The organism is Microbacterium luticocti DSM 19459 (assembly GCF_000422405.1).
GTDB classification, from domain to species: Bacteria; Actinomycetota; Actinomycetes; order Actinomycetales; family Microbacteriaceae; genus Microbacterium; species Microbacterium luticocti.
Genome location: NZ_AULS01000005.1, coordinates 1 through 14,923, shown reverse-complemented (window position 1 = coordinate 14,923; position 14,923 = coordinate 1). Strand labels below are relative to the sequence as shown.

The following is a 14,923-nucleotide window of genomic DNA, read 5'->3' as shown; positions in this document are numbered from 1 at the left end:
CCCCGCCGACCGCACGTAGGGTCGGTTCCGTGCCCACCACCGCAGACCGCAGCCCGCGCGTCGACGACGCCGGGCTGCGGCTGCCGCGCCCGCCCGGCGTGATCCGGCGGTTCTGGGACCGGCATCCGGTGCTCAGCGACGTGCTGATCGCGCTGGTCAGCGCGGCCCTGAGCTTCGGCGGGTTCGCCTCGGCGCGCACGACGGTCGGCTCGCTCCCGCAGACCTCCCCGCCGGCGTGGGTGGTCGCCGGGATCGTCGTGCTGATGCTGGGCACTTGCACGGCGTTGCTGTTCCGGCGGCACGCGCCGCTGGTCGGCTTCGTGCTGTCGGTCGCCCTGCAGCTGACGGCGATCGTCGTGCCGCACGGCGCCGCGGTGCCGCTGCTCGTGGTCAGCACCTACGCCCTCGCGGTCTACCGGTCCACCCGCTGGTGCACGATCGCGGCGGTCACCGGCACCGCGGCCGTCACCGGCATCAGCCTGGTCGTGCTCGCCATGACCGATCCGGGGGCGGCGTTGCCGGCGTCGATCAACACGATGGTCAACACCGGGTTCTCGGTGCTGGTGGGTGCGCTCGTGGGCGTGAACGTCGGCAACCGGCGGCGGTGGATCGCCGCCGTGCTCGACCGGTCCCGGCAGCTGGTCGCCGAGCGTGACCAGCAGGCCGAGCTCGCCGCCGCCGCCGAGCGGGCACGTATCGCCCGCGAAATGCACGACATCGTCGCCCACTCACTCACCGTCATCGTCGCCCTCACCGAGGGGGCGGGCGCGACGGACGATGTCGTTCGCGCCCGCGAGGCGACGGATGCCGCGGCCGCCACGGCGCGGCAGGCGCTCGGCGAGATGCGCGCCATGCTGGGTGTCTTGCGCACCGACGAGACGTCGACCCCGCTCGCGCCTGTAGCCGTCGCCGACCCGCACGAGGTCGTCGCCACCGCGCAGCGGGCGGGCTTCCCGGTCACCCTCACCGTGACCGGTACGCCGCAGCTGCCCGCCGCGGTCGCGTTCGCGGTGGGGCGCATCGTGCAGGAGGGTGTGACCAACGCGATGCGTCACGCGCCCGGCGCCACGCGCATCGCCGTGCAGATCGCGTACCTGCCCGAGGGGGTGTCGGTGCGGATCGAGAACGACGGCCTGCGCGTGGCATCCGCCCCACCGGGCTACGGTCTGCGCGGCCTGGCCGAACGGGCGGCCCACCTGGGCGGCACGCTGCACGGCGGCCCCGCCGACGGGCGCTGGGTGCTGCACGCGCACCTGCCCATGACCAGCACCGACCCGGAGCCGAGATGACCGAACCGATCCGTGTGCTCATCGTCGACGACCAACAGCTGATCCGCGTCGGGTTCCGACTCATCCTCGAAGCCGAACCCGACATCGTCGTGGTCGGTGAGGCCGCCGACGGCGAAGAAGCCGTGCAGGCGTGCGCGCAGGCGCAGTTCGACGTGGTGCTGATGGACATCCGGATGCCGCGCCTGGACGGCATCGAGGCCACCCGGCGCATCGTCGCCGCGCGGGCGCAGACCCGCGTGCTGGTGCTGACCACGTTCGATCTCGACGAGTACGCCTTCGGGGCACTGGATGCCGGGGCCAGCGGTTTTCTGCTCAAGGACGCGCCGCGGCACGACCTGGTCGCAGCGGTGCGGGCGGTGCATCGCGGCGACGCGATCCTCGCCCCGCGCGCCACCCGGCTGCTGATCGACGCATACGCGACGGTCCCGGCCCAGCGCGCCGGCGACCTGCCGGCCGAACTCACCGACCGCGAACGGGACGTCTTCGAGGCGATCGGCCGGGGGCTTTCCAACGCCGAGATCGCGGCGGAACTGTTCCTCAGCGAATCGACCGTGAAGACCCACGTCGGCCGTGTGCTGGCCAAACTCGGCGCCCGCGACCGCGTGCACCTGGTGATCCTGGCACACCGCCTGGGTCTGGCACGCTGACCGAGCCGCGCACGCACCGTGTCTCAGAAGACGCGGGTTCGGGATGCCGCATCCCGCACCTTGTGAGACATCCCGCACCTTGTGGGACATCCCCGCGGGCCGTGGGTCGGTGGTGCGCAGGAGGGACCGGTCCGTTCAGCCGCCGGAAAGGCATCCCTCGTTAGGATCGAGGCGATGGCCTCTCTCCTTTTCTCCCCGGTGACCTGGGCCGCCGCGTCCGGCACGGGTGCGACGACGCAGTTCGAGAAGATCCTCGCGTTCGTCATCGAGGCCGGCTGGCGCCTGCTCGGCGCGGTCGGCATCGTGGTCGGCGCGGTCGTGGTGGCGTGGCTGCTGCGCATCCTCATACGCCGCGTCGTGACCCGCATCGTCAACGGCGCCAAGAACAAGGCGCAGGTGCAGGACACCCAGGCGCTGGAGCGCTCGCCGCTCGCGTCGGTACGGCTCGTGCAGCGCACCCGCACCCTTGGCACGATCCTCAGCAACGCGGTGAACGTGCTCGTCGGGGTGATCGCGATCATCCTCATCGTGAACGTGCTGTTCCCCGGCATCCTGGGCTCGTTCGCCCTGCTCACCGCGGCGCTGGGCGCCGGCCTCGGTTTCGGTGCGCAGAACATCGTGAAAGACGTGCTCAACGGCATCTTCATCGTCGCCGAAGACCAGATCGGCATCGGCGACGTGGTCGACCTGGGGCTGGCGACCGGCGTCGTCGAATACGTGAGCGTGCGCGTCACGCACGTGCGCGACGTCAACGGCACGCTCTGGTATGTGCGCAACGGTGAGGTGACCCGCATCGGCAACATGTCCAAGGGCTGGTCGCGGGTCATCGTCGACGTGACGGTGCCCGTCGACGCCGACGTGGCGGCGGTCGAGAAGCAGATGATGGATGCCGCCACCACGCTCACGAAGGACGCGAAGTGGCGCACCCGGATCACCGGCTACCCCGAGCTGTGGGGCCTGCAGTCGGTGGCCGGCGAGACCCTGGTGCTGCGGATCGTGCTGAAGACCCGCTCGCACGCCAAGGACGATGTGGCGGCCGAGCTGCGCCTGCGGTTGCGCTCGGGGCTGGACGAGGCCGGCATCGACCTGTCGGGGTTGGGGTCGGTCGTGCTCGAAGGCGCCGAAGGGGCGCAGCGGGTGCGCGGTGCCCACCCGCCCAAGACCAAGCCGAACCCGGTGCAGGCCGACGTCGTGTGGAAGCCGAAGAAGAAGGGCAAGCGCGGCGGCGACGGCGAGACGGACCCGAAGGCGACGTCATGACGGATGCCACGCCCCTGTCGTTCTTCGACGAGATCGGCGGCCACGACACCTTCGCGAAGCTGGTGCACCTGTTCTATCAGGGTGTGGCCACCGACGAGGTGCTGCGCCCGATGTACCCGGCCCACGACATGGACGGCGCCGAGCGGCGGCTGTGTCTGTTCCTCGAGCAGTACTGGGGCGGCCCTTCGGTCTACAGCCAGGAACGCGGGCATCCCCGACTGCGGATGCGGCACGTCGCCTTCCACGTCAACCCCGACGCACGCGACCGCTGGCTCGGCCACATGCGCGCGGCCCTCGATCAGCTGCGGCTGCCGCCGCTGCACGACGTGACGCTGTGGGACTACCTGCAACGCGCCGCCCACTCCCTGGTGAACACGTTCGAGCCGACCCCTGCCCCGCCGTCGAAGGAGACGTGATGACCACGGATGCCGTGCACCGCTCTGCGCACAGTACCGACCTCCTCGTGATCGGGTGGGGCCTGGCGGGCCTGGTCGCCGCGTCCGAAGCGGTCGCGGCCGGCAAGCACGTGGTCATCGTCGATCAGGAGCCGCGCACGAATCTCGGCGGGCAGGCGTGGTGGTCGTTCGGCGGGTTGTTCTTCGTCGACTCCCCCGAACAGCGCCGGTTCGGCATCCGCGACTCGCTCGAGCTCGCCCGACAGGACTGGTTCGCCACCGCGGGGTTCGACCGTGACGAGGATGCCTGGCCGCGCCGCTGGGCCGAGGCGTACCTGCAGTTCGCCCACCATGAGAAGCGGGCCTGGCTGCGCGAGAAGGGCGTCGGGTTCTTTCCGGTGGTGGGCTGGGCCGAGCGCGGCGGCTACACCGCGACGGGCCCGGGCAATTCGGTGCCCCGGTTCCACATCACGTGGGGCACCGGTCCGGGCATCGTCGCACCGTTCCAGGCCGCCGTGGAGCAGGCCGAGGCATCCGGTCGCGTCACGATCCTCCCCCGCCACCGGGTCACGCACCTGACGAGCCACGACGGCACGATCACCGGTGCGGCCGGCGACATCCTGGCCCCCTCGGGCGCCGCCCGGGGCGTGGCCACCTCACGTGAGACGGTCGGGTCGTTCGTCGTCACCGCCGGGGCCACGATCGTCGCGTCGGGTGGCATCGGCGGCAACCACGACCTGGTACGCCGCCAGTGGCCCGAGCGCCTCGGCACGCCGCCCGACTCGATGGTGACCGGCGTGCCCGCCTACGTCGACGGGTCGATGCAGCCGGTGGTCGCCGAAGCCGGCGCCCGCCTGATCAACGGCGATCGGATGTGGCACTACGTCGAAGGCATCCAGAACTGGGACCCGGTGTGGCCGGGCCACGGCATCCGGATCCTGCCGGGGCCGTCGTCGGTGTGGCTGGATGCCACCGGCCGGCGCCTGCCGGTGCCGTTGTTCCCGGGGTTCGACACGCTCGGCACGCTCGTGCACCTGCGACGCACCGGGTACGACCATTCCTGGTTCGTGCTGTCGCAGCGCATCGTCGAGAAGGAGTTCACGCTCTCGGGCAGCGAGCAGAACCCCGACCTGACCGGCAAGGACGTGCCGCTGCTCCTGAAGTCCCGTCTCGGCAAGGGCGCATCGGGTCCGGTGCAGGCGTTTCTCGACCACGGCGCCGACTTCGTGGTGCGGCCCACCCTCGACGCGCTCATCGCGGGGATGCGCGAGCTGCCCGGCGGTGACGCGCTCGATCCGGAACGAGTACGCACCGAGGTCGAGGCCCGTGACCGCGAGATGGACAACGAGTTCACCAAGGATGCGCAGATCGCCATGCTGCGTTCGGCGCGGGCCTACCGCGGCGACCGGTTGGTGCGCACGGCGGCGCCGCACCGCATCCTCGATCCGGACGCCGGGCCGCTGATCGCCGTGAAGCTGCACGTGCTCACCCGCAAGTCACTGGGCGGCATCCAGACCGACCTGTCGTCACGCGCGCTCGACGCCGACGGTGCACCGGTGCCGGGGCTGTACGCCGCGGGCGAGGCGGCCGGGTTCGGCGGGGGCGGCGTGCACGGGTACCGGGCGCTGGAGGGCACGTTCGTGGGGGGATGCCTGTTCTCAGGCCGCATCGCCGGCCGGGCGGCCGCCGCCGCGCTCTGACGGCCCCCGCCACCGGCACGCGTCAGGAACCGGTGGCACGCACCGCGGTCATGCCGGTGTGCGCGGGGCCGCGCCACAGCACGTGGCCGCGCCGCAACGAGATGCGGGTCCACCGCCCGCAGATGCGCACCGGTGCCGCCTCCTCGTCCTCGCCCACGAACCCCAGGGTGAGGGCCGCGAACGCGACGCCGCGGGGCAACCCGCCCAGATCGTCGTCGGGTTCGCTCCACACCCGGCCGCGCACCGCCTGCACCACCTGCTCCCCCGGTTCCAGCGGCAGGGCGTGCGCGACCGCCGACATGCCCCACTGGGCGCGTTCGCGCAGCCGCGCGGCATCCAGTGCCCCGGCGGGGCGCCACCCGGCGCGGGGCACCGGCGCCGACGCCCACAGCGGGCGCTCGATCGCCACCTCGGGCAGTTGCACGCAGCGCGGGTCGTCGGCGGCCGGCTGCAGCAGCACCGCCTCGACGACCAGGTCGCATTCCAGCTCGGGATCGATCGGCAGCGCCCGCAGGCCCAGCACCGTGGGGGTGGCATCCAGCAGCCCCTGCCGCACCAGCGGTGCGGCCGTGCACGCGAGGGTGCCGCCGGCGGCATGCAGGTGCACGGCACCGTCGCCGGCGCGCGCGGCGCGACCGGCGAAGGTGAGCAGGTCGGCCGCGGCGTACGCATCGGGGAACACGAGCCGCTCGGCCATCGGTTCTAAGCTAGTCGACGTGACGGACCCCGCCTCTGCCGACCTCGCCGATCCGATCGCGTCGCTGCTGGAGGTGCTCGACCTGTCGGATTCGCGGGCGCGCACCACCGAGGACATCTTCGTGGGCGTCTCACAGCCGATGCCGCACGGCCGGGTGTACGGCGGTCAGGTGCTGGCCCAGTCGATCGTCGCCGCACAGCGCACGGTCGAGCCCGACCGGGTGGCACATTCGATGCACGGCTACTTCCTGCGACCGGGCGACGCCCGTGAGCCGATCACGTATTCCGTCGACCGCATACACGATGGCCGGTCGTTCTCGACCCGCCGCACCCAGGGTTTCCAGGGCGGGGTGCCGATCTTCTCGATGATCGCGTCGTTCGAGCACGAGACGGCAGGCCTCGAGCACCAGGCACCCATGCCCGACGACGTACCCGGCCCCGAGGACCTGCCCTCCGATGACGGCGAAGCGCCCGGCATCCACCCGCACACCCGGCGGATGATCGCCGAGCGTCCCGTCGACGTGCGACATGTGCCCTCGCCGATCTACACGTCGGTCGAGGAGCCGGCGACGCCGTGCCAGGCGGTGTGGATGCGTGCCCGCCGACGCCTGCCCGACGATCCGGCGGTGCACCGCGCGGCGCTGGTGTATCTGACCGACATGACGATCCAGGAGTCGATCCTGCGCGCACACGGCGTCGCGTGGAACACGCCCGGACTGAAGGTCGCCAGCCTCGACCACGCGATGTGGTGGCACCGCGACGGGCGGGTCGACGAGTGGATGCTGTACGTGCAATCCTCGCCCAGTGCCCGCGCCGGCCGCGGCCTCGGCCAGGGCCGCATCTATGCGCGGGACGGCCGGCTGCTGGCGTCGGTCGCGCAAGAGGTCATGGTGCGCGTGCCCGACCCGCGCTGATCGCCGCCGACGTCAGCGCCGGTGCGCGTACACGATCGGCTCGCCCAGGTAGGGCGTCCAGGCGTCCCGTTCGGCGGCGCTCAGCCGCAGCGGTCGGCCGGTCGTGGCATCCACCTTCACCACCACCGCCGTCGAGCGCGCGTAGACCTGCTGACCGGCGGCGCCGGCGGTCTGGCGAGGCGAGCACACCTCGTAACAGACCTCGATGCTCGAGCCGCCGAGCGACCCGAACCACATCTGCACGTCGAGCGGATGCCGCTGGTAGGGCACCGGTGCCACGTACTCGATCTCTTGCCGGGCGATGAGGGTGAGCACGCCGCTGTCGGGGCCGCTTTTCAGCACCGCGGTGTCGGGGGCGTCCTCCCCCGGCTCCGGCTGCCAGAACGCACGCACCCGCGCCTCTTCGAGCAGCTTGAGCATCGCCGTGTTGTTGACGTGGTTGTACGCGTCGAGATCTCCCCACCGCAGCGGGATGGGCACGTGCAGACGGCGCGGCTCAGTCACGGGTGAGCTTGCGGTAGGTGGACCGGTGCGGGGTCGCGGCATCCGGACCCAGCCGTTCGATCTTGTTCTTCTCGTACGCCTCGAAGTTGCCCTCGAACCAGTGCCACTGATCGGGTTTGTCGTCGGTGCCCTCGTAGGCCAGGATGTGCGTGGCGATGCGGTCGAGGAACCACCGGTCGTGGGTGATGACGACCGCGCAGCCGGGGAACTCCAGCAGTGCGTTCTCGAGCGACTGCAGGGTCTCGACGTCGAGGTCGTTGGTGGGCTCGTCCAACAGCAGCAGGTTGCCGCCCTGTTTGAGGGTCAGCGCCAGGTTCAGCCGGTTGCGCTCACCGCCCGAGAGCACCCCGGCCTTCTTCTGCTGGTCGGGTCCCTTGAATCCGAACTTCGAGACGTAGGCGCGGGACGGGATCTCGGTCTTGCCGACCGTGATGATGTCCAGCCCGTCCGAGACGACCTCCCACAACGTCTTGTTGGGGTCGATGCCGGCACGGGACTGGTCGACGTAGCTGATCTGGACGGTCTCGCCGACCTTCAGTTCGCCGCCGTCGAGCGGCTCGAGGCCGACGATGGTCTTGAACAACGTGGTCTTGCCGACGCCGTTGGGGCCGATGACGCCGACGATGCCGTTGGGCGGCAGGCTGAAGCTGAGCCCGTCGATGAGCGAGCGGCCGTCGAAGCCCTTCTGCAGGTTCTTCGCTTCGATCACGACGCTGCCCAGGCGCGGCCCCGGCGGAATCTGGATCTCTTCGAAGTCGAGCTTGCGGGTGCGCTCGGCCTCGGCCGCCATCTCTTCATAGCGGGCCAGTCGCGCCTTGGACTTGGCCTGACGGCCCTTCGCGTTCGAGCGCACCCACTCGAGTTCGTCGGCGAGGCGCTTCGCGAGCTTGGCGTCCTTCTTGCCCTGCACCTGCAGGCGCTCGGCCTTCTTCTCGAGGTAGGTGGAGTAGTTGCCCTCGTAGCCGATGAGGCGGCCGCGGTCGACCTCGGCGATCCATTCGGCGACGTTGTCGAGGAAGTACCGGTCGTGGGTGATGGCGATCACCGCACCGGGGTACTTCTGCAGGTGCTGCTCGAGCCAGAGCACGCTCTCGGCGTCGAGGTGGTTGGTGGGCTCGTCCAGCAGCAGCAGGTCGGGCTTCTGCAGCAGCAGCCGGGTGAGCGCGACCCGGCGCTTCTCACCGCCCGAGAGGGTGGCGACCTGGGCGTCGCCGGGCGGGGTGCGCAGCGCGTCCATGGCCTGCTCGAGCTGGGAGTCGAGGTCCCAGGCGTCGGCGGCGTCGATCTCCTCCTGCAGGGTGCCCATCTCGGCGAGCAGGGTGTCGAAGTCGGCGTCGGGGTCGCTCATCAGCGCCGAGATTTCGTTGAAGCGGTCGAGCTTGGCCTTGATCGCGACGCCGGACTGGATGTTCTCGAGCACCGTCTTGGACTCGTCGAGCTCAGGCTCCTGCATGAGGATGCCGACGCTGTAGCCGGGTGAGAGGGTCGCCTCACCGTTGGACGGCTGGTCGAGGCCGGCCATGATCTTCAGGATCGTGGACTTACCGGCACCGTTGGGACCGACCATGCCGATCTTGGCCCCGGGGAGGAACGCCATCGTCACGTCGTCGAGGATCAGCTTCTCGCCGACGGTCTTGCGGGCACGGACCATCTGGTAGATGTACTCAGCCACGGGTATACGCACGCTCCTTCTGAGCCCTGGTCGGTCAGCCTCCCAGCCTACCGGGCATCGGCGCAGCGGCCGCATCGGCGCCGGCAGGGCCGCGGCGGGGGGTACGGACCGGAGGAGACCCGCCCGGGGTGATCGCGGGGTGCGGACCGGAGGAGACCCGCCTGGGGCGACGGCGGGGTGCGGACCGGAGGAGACCCGCCCGGGCGATCTGCGCAGCGGCCGCATCGGCCCCGGCAGGGCCGCGGCGGGGGGTGCGGACCGGAGGAGGTCCGCCTGGGGCGACGGCGGGGTGCGGCGACGTCCTCACCGATCGTCGTCGTCACCGGTCGTCGATGCCGGTCGTCGTCACCGGTCACCGATGCCGGTCGTCGTGACCGGTCGTCGATGCCGGTCGTGTCACCGGTCGTCGATGCCGGTCGTCGTCACCGGTCGTCGATGCCGGTCGTCGTGACAGGTCGTCGATGCCGGTCGTCGTCACCGGTCGGAGCGGGGCGCGGTCACCAGTCGATGACCCGTGTCCTCCCGAGCAGGCATCCCCCGCCGGCAAGACCCGGCAGCACGGCGGTGACCGGTGTGCCGGTGTCAGGACCGACCTGTCCGACCAGGCACTGACCGTCCTTCCATCGCACCGAGAACTGCAGGCTCTCGGCCGGGTTGCCGACCGTGGAGAGGTCTGCGGTGACCTGCATGGCCTTCTTGTCGAACCCCGCCTTCACGAGCGCGTCCACATATGCACGCCCCTTCACCTTGTCGGCGCCGGCCCACACGTGCTCGACGACGGCGCGGAACAACGGAAGGTTGTCTTTCGCCGTCCCGTCCGGAACAAGCCGTGGCGTCGCGGACGGCGTGGGATGCGGGGTCGCCGAGTGGGTGGGCCCCGACGTCGAAGCGGTCGGGTGCGGCGTCGTCGGCGAGCACCCGGTCACCATGAGGGCGAGCGCGAGCACGGACGCGGCGGTGGACGCGGCGATCACCCGCGGACGGGCGACGCGTCGGGGCGCGACACGGGTTCCGGGCATGCCCCGAGTCTAGGCGGCACCCCCGCCCGAGCACGTCCGCCGGTGCCGGCCACACCCGCACGCCCACGTTCGGGCGCGGGCGCGCGGGTGGCTCTCAGAACGGCGCATCGGCGAGGTCGGCCTGCCGATCGGTACCGGCCGGTTCCGCCTCGGTGCCGGGCGCAGGCGCCCACGCCGACCCGTCGTCGCTGACCGGCTGCGAGGTCGGCCACGACGAGGCCTGTGCCTCGCCGGTCGGGGTGGCCGTGGCATCCGAGGTCTGCGGGACCGGCCACGACTGCGGCGTGCGCTCGGCTCGGGTGTAGCTGGTGGTCCCCCAGAGCAGGTCGTGGCCGATCGCGTCGGCGTCGATCTCGACGCTCAGGCCCTTCTTCTCGCCGGCCTGCCACTCGCGCAGCCGGAGCTTGCCGGTCACGATGACACGCTCGCCCTTGTGCAGCGACGCGGCGGCGTGCTCGCCGAGGGTGCGGAACACGGAGACCTGGTACCAGTTGGTGGTGGATTCCACCCACTCCTTCTTGTCGCGGTCGAAGTACCGCTGACTGCTGGCCACACGGAACGTGGTCAGGGGAACGCCGCCGCCGGTGAGACGTCGCTCCGGTTCGGTGGCGATGTTGCCGGTGATGGTGATCATGTCGCTCATCTCGCTGTCCTTTCCGACATGGGATGCCGGAGACCTTCCCCGGCTGCTCCGGTGCCCGCGTGCCCGACAGGGCACCGGAGCACTCCCCACTGTGCCCGCCCGCGCCCGCGTCGTGGGACCGATCGCACGATCTGTGGACACATCGACCGGAATGCCCGATCACGGCCGGTTGGGGAGGCGGCGGCGCAGTGTCGGAGGTCGCATCTATCTTCGAAGCAGGAGGACATCATGCGTACCACACTCTCGCCCACCCCGCGCACGCGGCCGCGCTTGCAGGCCTCGCTGCGTCTCGTGCCGATCGGCTGCGACCACTGGCGGGTGCTCGACGCCGCCGGGCTCATCGTCGGCCATGTCGACGCGCGCGCAGATCCGCACGGTACGAGGTATCGGGCCCGTCGCTACCAGCCGGCGGCACGCCGATTCCTCGAACTCGGGGAGTTCTGGTCGATCGACGACGCCGTGGACTGCCTGAGGCTGAGCCGCTGAGTCGCTGCGCAGCTGCGCCGATGACCCGGCGGGCGTTCGCGTGGCCGGCTACCGGGCGCCGTCGGCGGCCTGCACCAGGCCCTCCAGCCGGTACCCGAGCCATTCGTAGATGCCGAACCGCGGATCGTCGTCGTCGTGGTCGGCCTCGCTGCGGATGCCCAGCCGTGAGGCCAGCACGAGCCGCAGTGCGGTCAGAGTGCGCAGCCAGGCGTCGAGACGGTCGGGTGCGAGCACGATCGACAGCGTCTGCAGCGCCTCGTCCTCGGTGGTGGGCGCGTCATGGTCCGGCAGGGCCGCCAGCACCGCCTGCGCGTCCTCATCACGCCGACCGAGCAGGTCGGCTGCGGTGAGGTCGCGGAACTGACGGGATGCCTCGGGGTCGTCCGAGTACGCATCCGGTACCAGCCGGGCCACCGCGGGATCGCGCGGGGTGGTGGCATCCATCGCCTCGCTGCTGTGCAACAGATCGCGGAACTGGCGCACCAGGTCGGCGAGGTGTGCGGCCTCGAGCGCGGTGATCTCGAGGACGACGGTGCGCGGCGCGGTCATGCCGGGGCCTTTCGGATCGTGGCCCACAGGCCGTAGTCGTGCATGGCCTGTGCGTGCAGCTCCATCTGTTCTCGCGGCCCCGTGGCGACCACCGCGTGGCCTTCGTGGTGCACGGCGAGCATGAGCCGGGTGGCGACCTCTTGCGAATACCCGAAGTACTCGCGCAGCACGCGCACCACGTAGCTCATGAGGTTGACCGGGTCGTTCCAGACCACGGTCTGCCACGGCCGGTCGGGATCGACTGCGTCGTGCAGGTCGACGTCCTCGCGGGTGTCGGGCACGGCGAGCGCGGTCATGCCCACCCCAGTTCGTGCAGGCGGTCGTCGTCGATGCCGTAGAAGTGCGCGATCTCGTGCACAAGGGTGGTGTGCACTTCGTCGCGCAGTTCGTCTTCGTCGGCGCAGGCGGCCAGATGCGGTTCGCGGTAGACGATGATGCGGTCGGGTAACTCTCCGACGCCGTAGCGGTCGCGTTCCGTCAACGCCCAGCCGTCGTAGAGGCCGAACAGGTCGAGGCTGCCGTCTTCGGGGCGGTCCTCGACGACGAACACGACATTGTCCAGGCCGTCCACCATGTCGTCGGGCAGCCGGTCCAACTCGTCGACGACGAGGGCCTCGAAGCTGGTGGCATCCATCTGCAGCATCGGCCGTTCCCTCACTTGGGGTCCCTTCATAGCACGTTCGTCAACTTCTCCCCACGGCTAAACACCTTGGTCACCCTGTGGAGGCGGGGTGTCTACCGGGTGCCTCAACGGCGGGACTCCGCCCCGATTCGGGACTCTCGGGGCGTGGTGCTGAGGATGGAAGATCTTCAAACTCTTCTCACCACCTCCGAGGTCGATCGTCTCGTGGACGATTATCTCGCGGAAGCGGGTGTCAACGAGTCGGTCGAGCGGTACAGCGCACATGGTGCCACGCTGTCGGCGCACCTGAGTCGCCACCGGGTGTCACGGCGTCGTCCGGAGTTGGGAGTCGGTGAGGCGGCCGAGTCCGTGAAGCTCTACCCGGGCAGTGCCTCCATGCCGACGATCGCGCAGAGTACGGGAGTGGATCGGAAGGCGATCCGCCGCGCCCTGGTCGAAGCATCCTCGACCAGCGCATGAGTTGAAGATGAACCGCCGCAGGTTCTCTGCCGCTTCTGTGTGGGGAGAGGCTCGCGGACGAGGGTCCCGTAGTCGGCAGTCTCGAACTCGTTCGGGCTGACCATTCCGAGGCTTACTCTGGCTCGTGTCCGGATCAGGTGCGACGCATGTGTCACGCCGCCGCTTGTGACTCAGATGTACCGAGGTGAGTAGCCGCAGAAGCGCTATGACGAGAAAACCCGGCCCCAGAGGGGCCGGGTGGTGTGTCTCCAGTGTAGCAGCGCCACGGCGCCGACTACCAGTCTGGGGGCTTGGTGATGCGCGGGCCGATGGTCGGCGGAAGCTGGTGTGCGTACCAGTCGGAGGGTTGCATCTGGTACCACCAGTGGTTGCCCACGCCGTCGGTGTGATTCCCGGCGAGCTTGCCCGCGCGATAGCCCCTGGTGGGGTTGACGAGGCCGACTGGTACTCGATCTCGTGCGAAGGCAATGGGGTACGCCAGGTCGCTGTCGTTGGAAATCACGACGGCGGCAGCCACGACCTCGGTGAGCACGTCGATGAGGAGATGGGATGCGACGTTGACGTCGGAGCCCTTCTCTTCCCGGCGGGCAACGGAGGCCATGAACCGAGCGTCGGGAACGTCTTGCTCGCGTCCGTCCTGCACCATCAGCGGCCACTGGGGATGACTGATGATCGGCTTGCCGTTGCGACCGGCGGTCGCGAGCGGCGCCGTGGCGACCGCCCGAAGCGCGATCGCGGACGGTGCAAGCTTGCGCGCGACTGCCCGTCAGCTGGATGTTGAATCCATCACCATCGCGGGCCGCCGGGGGAAACCACCCCGACCAGGCGTCTCACGAAAAACCTTTGCCCCGGATCGAAACCGGGGGCAAAGTTGTCTGGGGTGAGTAACGGGACTTGAACCCGCGACCCCCTGGACCACAACCAGGTGCTCTACCAACTGAGCTATACCCACCATGCGCCCACCGAAGCAGGCAGCCAGAAGATTCTCTCACACCTTCGGGGCGAACGACGACACGGTGGCCGCCGCGACGGCCTTCGCATCGTCGCTGGTCGGCCCCGGCGTCGGCACGAACACGGCGTCGCGGTAGTACGCGAGTTCGCGGATGGATTCGCGGATGTCGGCGAGTGCCCGGTGACCGCCGTCCTTGGCCGGCGCGTGGATGTACGCGCGCGGGTACCAGCGTCGGGCGAGTTCTTTGATGCTCGACACGTCGACGCTGCGGTAGTGCAGCCAGGTGTCCACCTGTGGCATGTACTTGGCCAGGAACATCCGGTCGGTGCCGATGGTGTTGCCCGCCAACGGCGCCTTGCCCTGCACCGGCACGAACCGGCGGATGTAGGCGAGGGTGAGATCCTCGGCCTCGGCAAGGGGGATGCCGTGCGGGATCTCATCGATCAGGCCCGAGTGGGTGTGCATCTTGGTGACGAAGTCGTTCATGTGGGCCAGCGCGGCCTCGCCCGCACGGATCACCAGCTGCAGGCCCGCATCGAGCGGATGCAGGTCGAAGTCGGTCACGATCACGGCGATCTCGACGAGTTCGTCGACCGAGAGGTCGAGGCCCGTCATCTCGCAGTCGATCCAGACGAGCCGGTCGTTCTCGGATGATCCCACCATGCGTTCATCCTAGTGACGGACCCGGACACCCCCTCGGCGCGCGAGCGCCCGACGTACCCGAAAAGCCCCCCCGGGAGTGTCTGGGTTCGCGACATAGGTCACAGATGATGGGTCGCTGGTGAGTCGGGTCATAGGTCACAGTCGGGGGCATGTCGAAGCATCGTGTCGTCGTGTTGAAGATCGTTGCCCGGGAGCTGACGGTCACCGAAGCCGCTGACGCCTACCAGATGTCGCGCCGCCATATCCACCGTCTCCTCGCCCGCTACCGGGAAGGTGGAATCGACGCGGTCGAACCCCGGTCCCGGGCACCGCTGTCCTCGCCGCAGCGGGTCACCGACCGGGTTCGGGAACGCGTCATCGCGTTGCGCCGGTCGCTGACGGCAGAGGGGCTGGACGCGGGACCACTCACGATCGGATGGCACCTGCGCGAGG

At 70.1% G+C, this 14,923-nt stretch carries 19 protein-coding genes and 1 tRNA gene; 9 read left to right on the top strand and 11 right to left on the bottom strand.

The annotated features are described in order from the left end of the window. The first annotated feature begins 29 nt into the window (after positions 1 to 29). From H577_RS0107225 to H577_RS0107205, 5 genes are all read left to right on the top strand, one after another. The gene (locus tag H577_RS0107225; protein ID WP_245570357.1) at positions 30 to 1,289 is read left to right on the top strand and encodes a sensor histidine kinase; all 1,260 of its coding nucleotides are present in this window, start codon (positions 30 to 32) and stop codon (positions 1,287 to 1,289) included. Then, the gene (locus tag H577_RS0107220) at positions 1,286 to 1,936 is read left to right on the top strand and encodes a response regulator (RefSeq protein WP_029145393.1); all 651 of its coding nucleotides are present in this window, start codon (positions 1,286 to 1,288) and stop codon (positions 1,934 to 1,936) included. The genes H577_RS0107225 and H577_RS0107220 overlap by 4 nt, the downstream gene beginning before the upstream one ends. A gap of 174 nt (positions 1,937 to 2,110) precedes the next feature. Continuing rightward, positions 2,111 to 3,196, top strand: a complete 1,086-nt coding sequence (locus H577_RS15500; RefSeq protein WP_084515947.1) for a mechanosensitive ion channel family protein — start codon at positions 2,111 to 2,113, stop codon at positions 3,194 to 3,196. Continuing rightward, positions 3,193 to 3,612 carry a globin gene (locus H577_RS0107210; protein ID WP_029145392.1) on the top strand — a complete coding sequence of 140 codons (420 nt, stop codon included), beginning with the start codon at positions 3,193 to 3,195 and terminating at the stop codon, positions 3,610 to 3,612. The genes H577_RS15500 and H577_RS0107210 overlap by 4 nt, the downstream gene beginning before the upstream one ends. Then, positions 3,612 to 5,291 carry an FAD-binding dehydrogenase gene (locus H577_RS0107205; protein ID WP_051191846.1) on the top strand — a complete coding sequence of 560 codons (1,680 nt, stop codon included), beginning with the start codon at positions 3,612 to 3,614 and terminating at the stop codon, positions 5,289 to 5,291. The genes H577_RS0107210 and H577_RS0107205 overlap by 1 nt, the downstream gene beginning before the upstream one ends. A 22-nt stretch (positions 5,292 to 5,313) precedes the next feature. Here the strand turns inward: H577_RS0107205 and H577_RS17595 are convergent, their stop codons facing one another. Next, the gene (locus H577_RS17595) at positions 5,314 to 5,988 is read right to left on the bottom strand and encodes a DUF8185 domain-containing protein (protein WP_029145390.1); all 675 of its coding nucleotides are present in this window, start codon (positions 5,986 to 5,988) and stop codon (positions 5,314 to 5,316) included. A 19-nt stretch (positions 5,989 to 6,007) separates the two neighbouring features. Between H577_RS17595 and H577_RS17590 the strand changes: the two genes are divergently transcribed. Further along, positions 6,008 to 6,901: an acyl-CoA thioesterase gene (locus H577_RS17590; protein ID WP_051191845.1), complete on the top strand. Its 894-nt coding sequence runs from the start codon at positions 6,008 to 6,010 to the stop codon at positions 6,899 to 6,901. A 12-nt stretch (positions 6,902 to 6,913) separates the two neighbouring features. Here the strand turns inward: H577_RS17590 and H577_RS0107190 are convergent, their stop codons facing one another. From H577_RS0107190 to H577_RS15495, 4 genes are all read right to left on the bottom strand, one after another. Next, entirely contained in the window at positions 6,914 to 7,447 is a 534-nt protein-coding gene (locus tag H577_RS0107190; RefSeq protein WP_051191865.1) for an acyl-CoA thioesterase, read from the bottom strand. After that, positions 7,398 to 9,077, bottom strand: coding sequence for an energy-dependent translational throttle protein EttA (ettA, locus tag H577_RS0107185; protein WP_029145387.1), 1,680 nt, complete (start codon positions 9,075 to 9,077; stop codon positions 7,398 to 7,400). The genes H577_RS0107190 and ettA overlap by 50 nt, the downstream gene beginning before the upstream one ends. A gap of 497 nt (positions 9,078 to 9,574) precedes the next feature. Then, positions 9,575 to 10,096 carry a DUF6993 domain-containing protein gene (locus H577_RS17935; protein WP_245570356.1) on the bottom strand — a complete coding sequence of 174 codons (522 nt, stop codon included), beginning with the start codon at positions 10,094 to 10,096 and terminating at the stop codon, positions 9,575 to 9,577. A gap of 94 nt (positions 10,097 to 10,190) precedes the next feature. Then, the gene (locus H577_RS15495) at positions 10,191 to 10,739 is read right to left on the bottom strand and encodes a single-stranded DNA-binding protein (RefSeq protein WP_051191844.1); all 549 of its coding nucleotides are present in this window, start codon (positions 10,737 to 10,739) and stop codon (positions 10,191 to 10,193) included. A 228-nt stretch (positions 10,740 to 10,967) separates the two neighbouring features. On the opposite strand from H577_RS15495, the gene H577_RS0107165 reads away from it, so the two are divergent. Then, entirely contained in the window at positions 10,968 to 11,225 is a 258-nt protein-coding gene (locus tag H577_RS0107165; protein ID WP_036284127.1) for a hypothetical protein, read from the top strand. Between the two features lie 48 nt (positions 11,226 to 11,273). On the opposite strand, the gene H577_RS0107160 is transcribed toward H577_RS0107165, so the two are convergent. The 3 genes from H577_RS0107160 to H577_RS0107150 are packed head-to-tail and all read right to left on the bottom strand — an operon-like array spanning position 11,274 to position 12,417. Further along, positions 11,274 to 11,774, bottom strand: a complete 501-nt coding sequence (locus H577_RS0107160) for a DUF2017 family protein (protein WP_029145384.1) — start codon at positions 11,772 to 11,774, stop codon at positions 11,274 to 11,276. Next, positions 11,771 to 12,070: an ATP-dependent Clp protease adapter ClpS gene (clpS, locus tag H577_RS0107155; protein WP_029145383.1), complete on the bottom strand. Its 300-nt coding sequence runs from the start codon at positions 12,068 to 12,070 to the stop codon at positions 11,771 to 11,773. The genes H577_RS0107160 and clpS overlap by 4 nt, the downstream gene beginning before the upstream one ends. Next, positions 12,067 to 12,417 (bottom strand): metallopeptidase family protein, encoded by a 351-nt coding sequence (locus H577_RS0107150; RefSeq protein ID WP_029145382.1) that lies wholly within the window; start codon positions 12,415 to 12,417, stop codon positions 12,067 to 12,069. The genes clpS and H577_RS0107150 overlap by 4 nt, the downstream gene beginning before the upstream one ends. A 144-nt stretch (positions 12,418 to 12,561) precedes the next feature. Between H577_RS0107150 and H577_RS15490 the strand changes: the two genes are divergently transcribed. Further along, positions 12,562 to 12,876: a hypothetical protein gene (locus H577_RS15490; protein ID WP_029145381.1), complete on the top strand. Its 315-nt coding sequence runs from the start codon at positions 12,562 to 12,564 to the stop codon at positions 12,874 to 12,876. Positions 12,877 to 13,150: 274 nt separating this feature from the next. On the opposite strand, the gene H577_RS15485 is transcribed toward H577_RS15490, so the two are convergent. The 3 genes from H577_RS15485 to orn all read right to left on the bottom strand — a co-directional run bounded on the left by H577_RS15485 (position 13,151) and on the right by orn (position 14,491). Further along, positions 13,151 to 13,477: a PIN domain-containing protein gene (locus tag H577_RS15485; protein WP_156876581.1), complete on the bottom strand. Its 327-nt coding sequence runs from the start codon at positions 13,475 to 13,477 to the stop codon at positions 13,151 to 13,153. A 275-nt stretch (positions 13,478 to 13,752) separates the two neighbouring features. Then, positions 13,753 to 13,828 (bottom strand) — tRNA-His (locus H577_RS0107135). A 36-nt stretch (positions 13,829 to 13,864) separates the two neighbouring features. Continuing rightward, positions 13,865 to 14,491, bottom strand: a complete 627-nt coding sequence (gene orn, locus H577_RS0107130) for an oligoribonuclease (RefSeq protein WP_029145380.1) — start codon at positions 14,489 to 14,491, stop codon at positions 13,865 to 13,867. A 149-nt stretch (positions 14,492 to 14,640) separates the two neighbouring features. Between orn and H577_RS0107125 the strand changes: the two genes are divergently transcribed. Beyond that, a partial coding sequence (locus H577_RS0107125; RefSeq protein ID WP_029145379.1) for a helix-turn-helix domain-containing protein occupies positions 14,641 to 14,923 on the top strand: 283 nt, incomplete at its 3' end.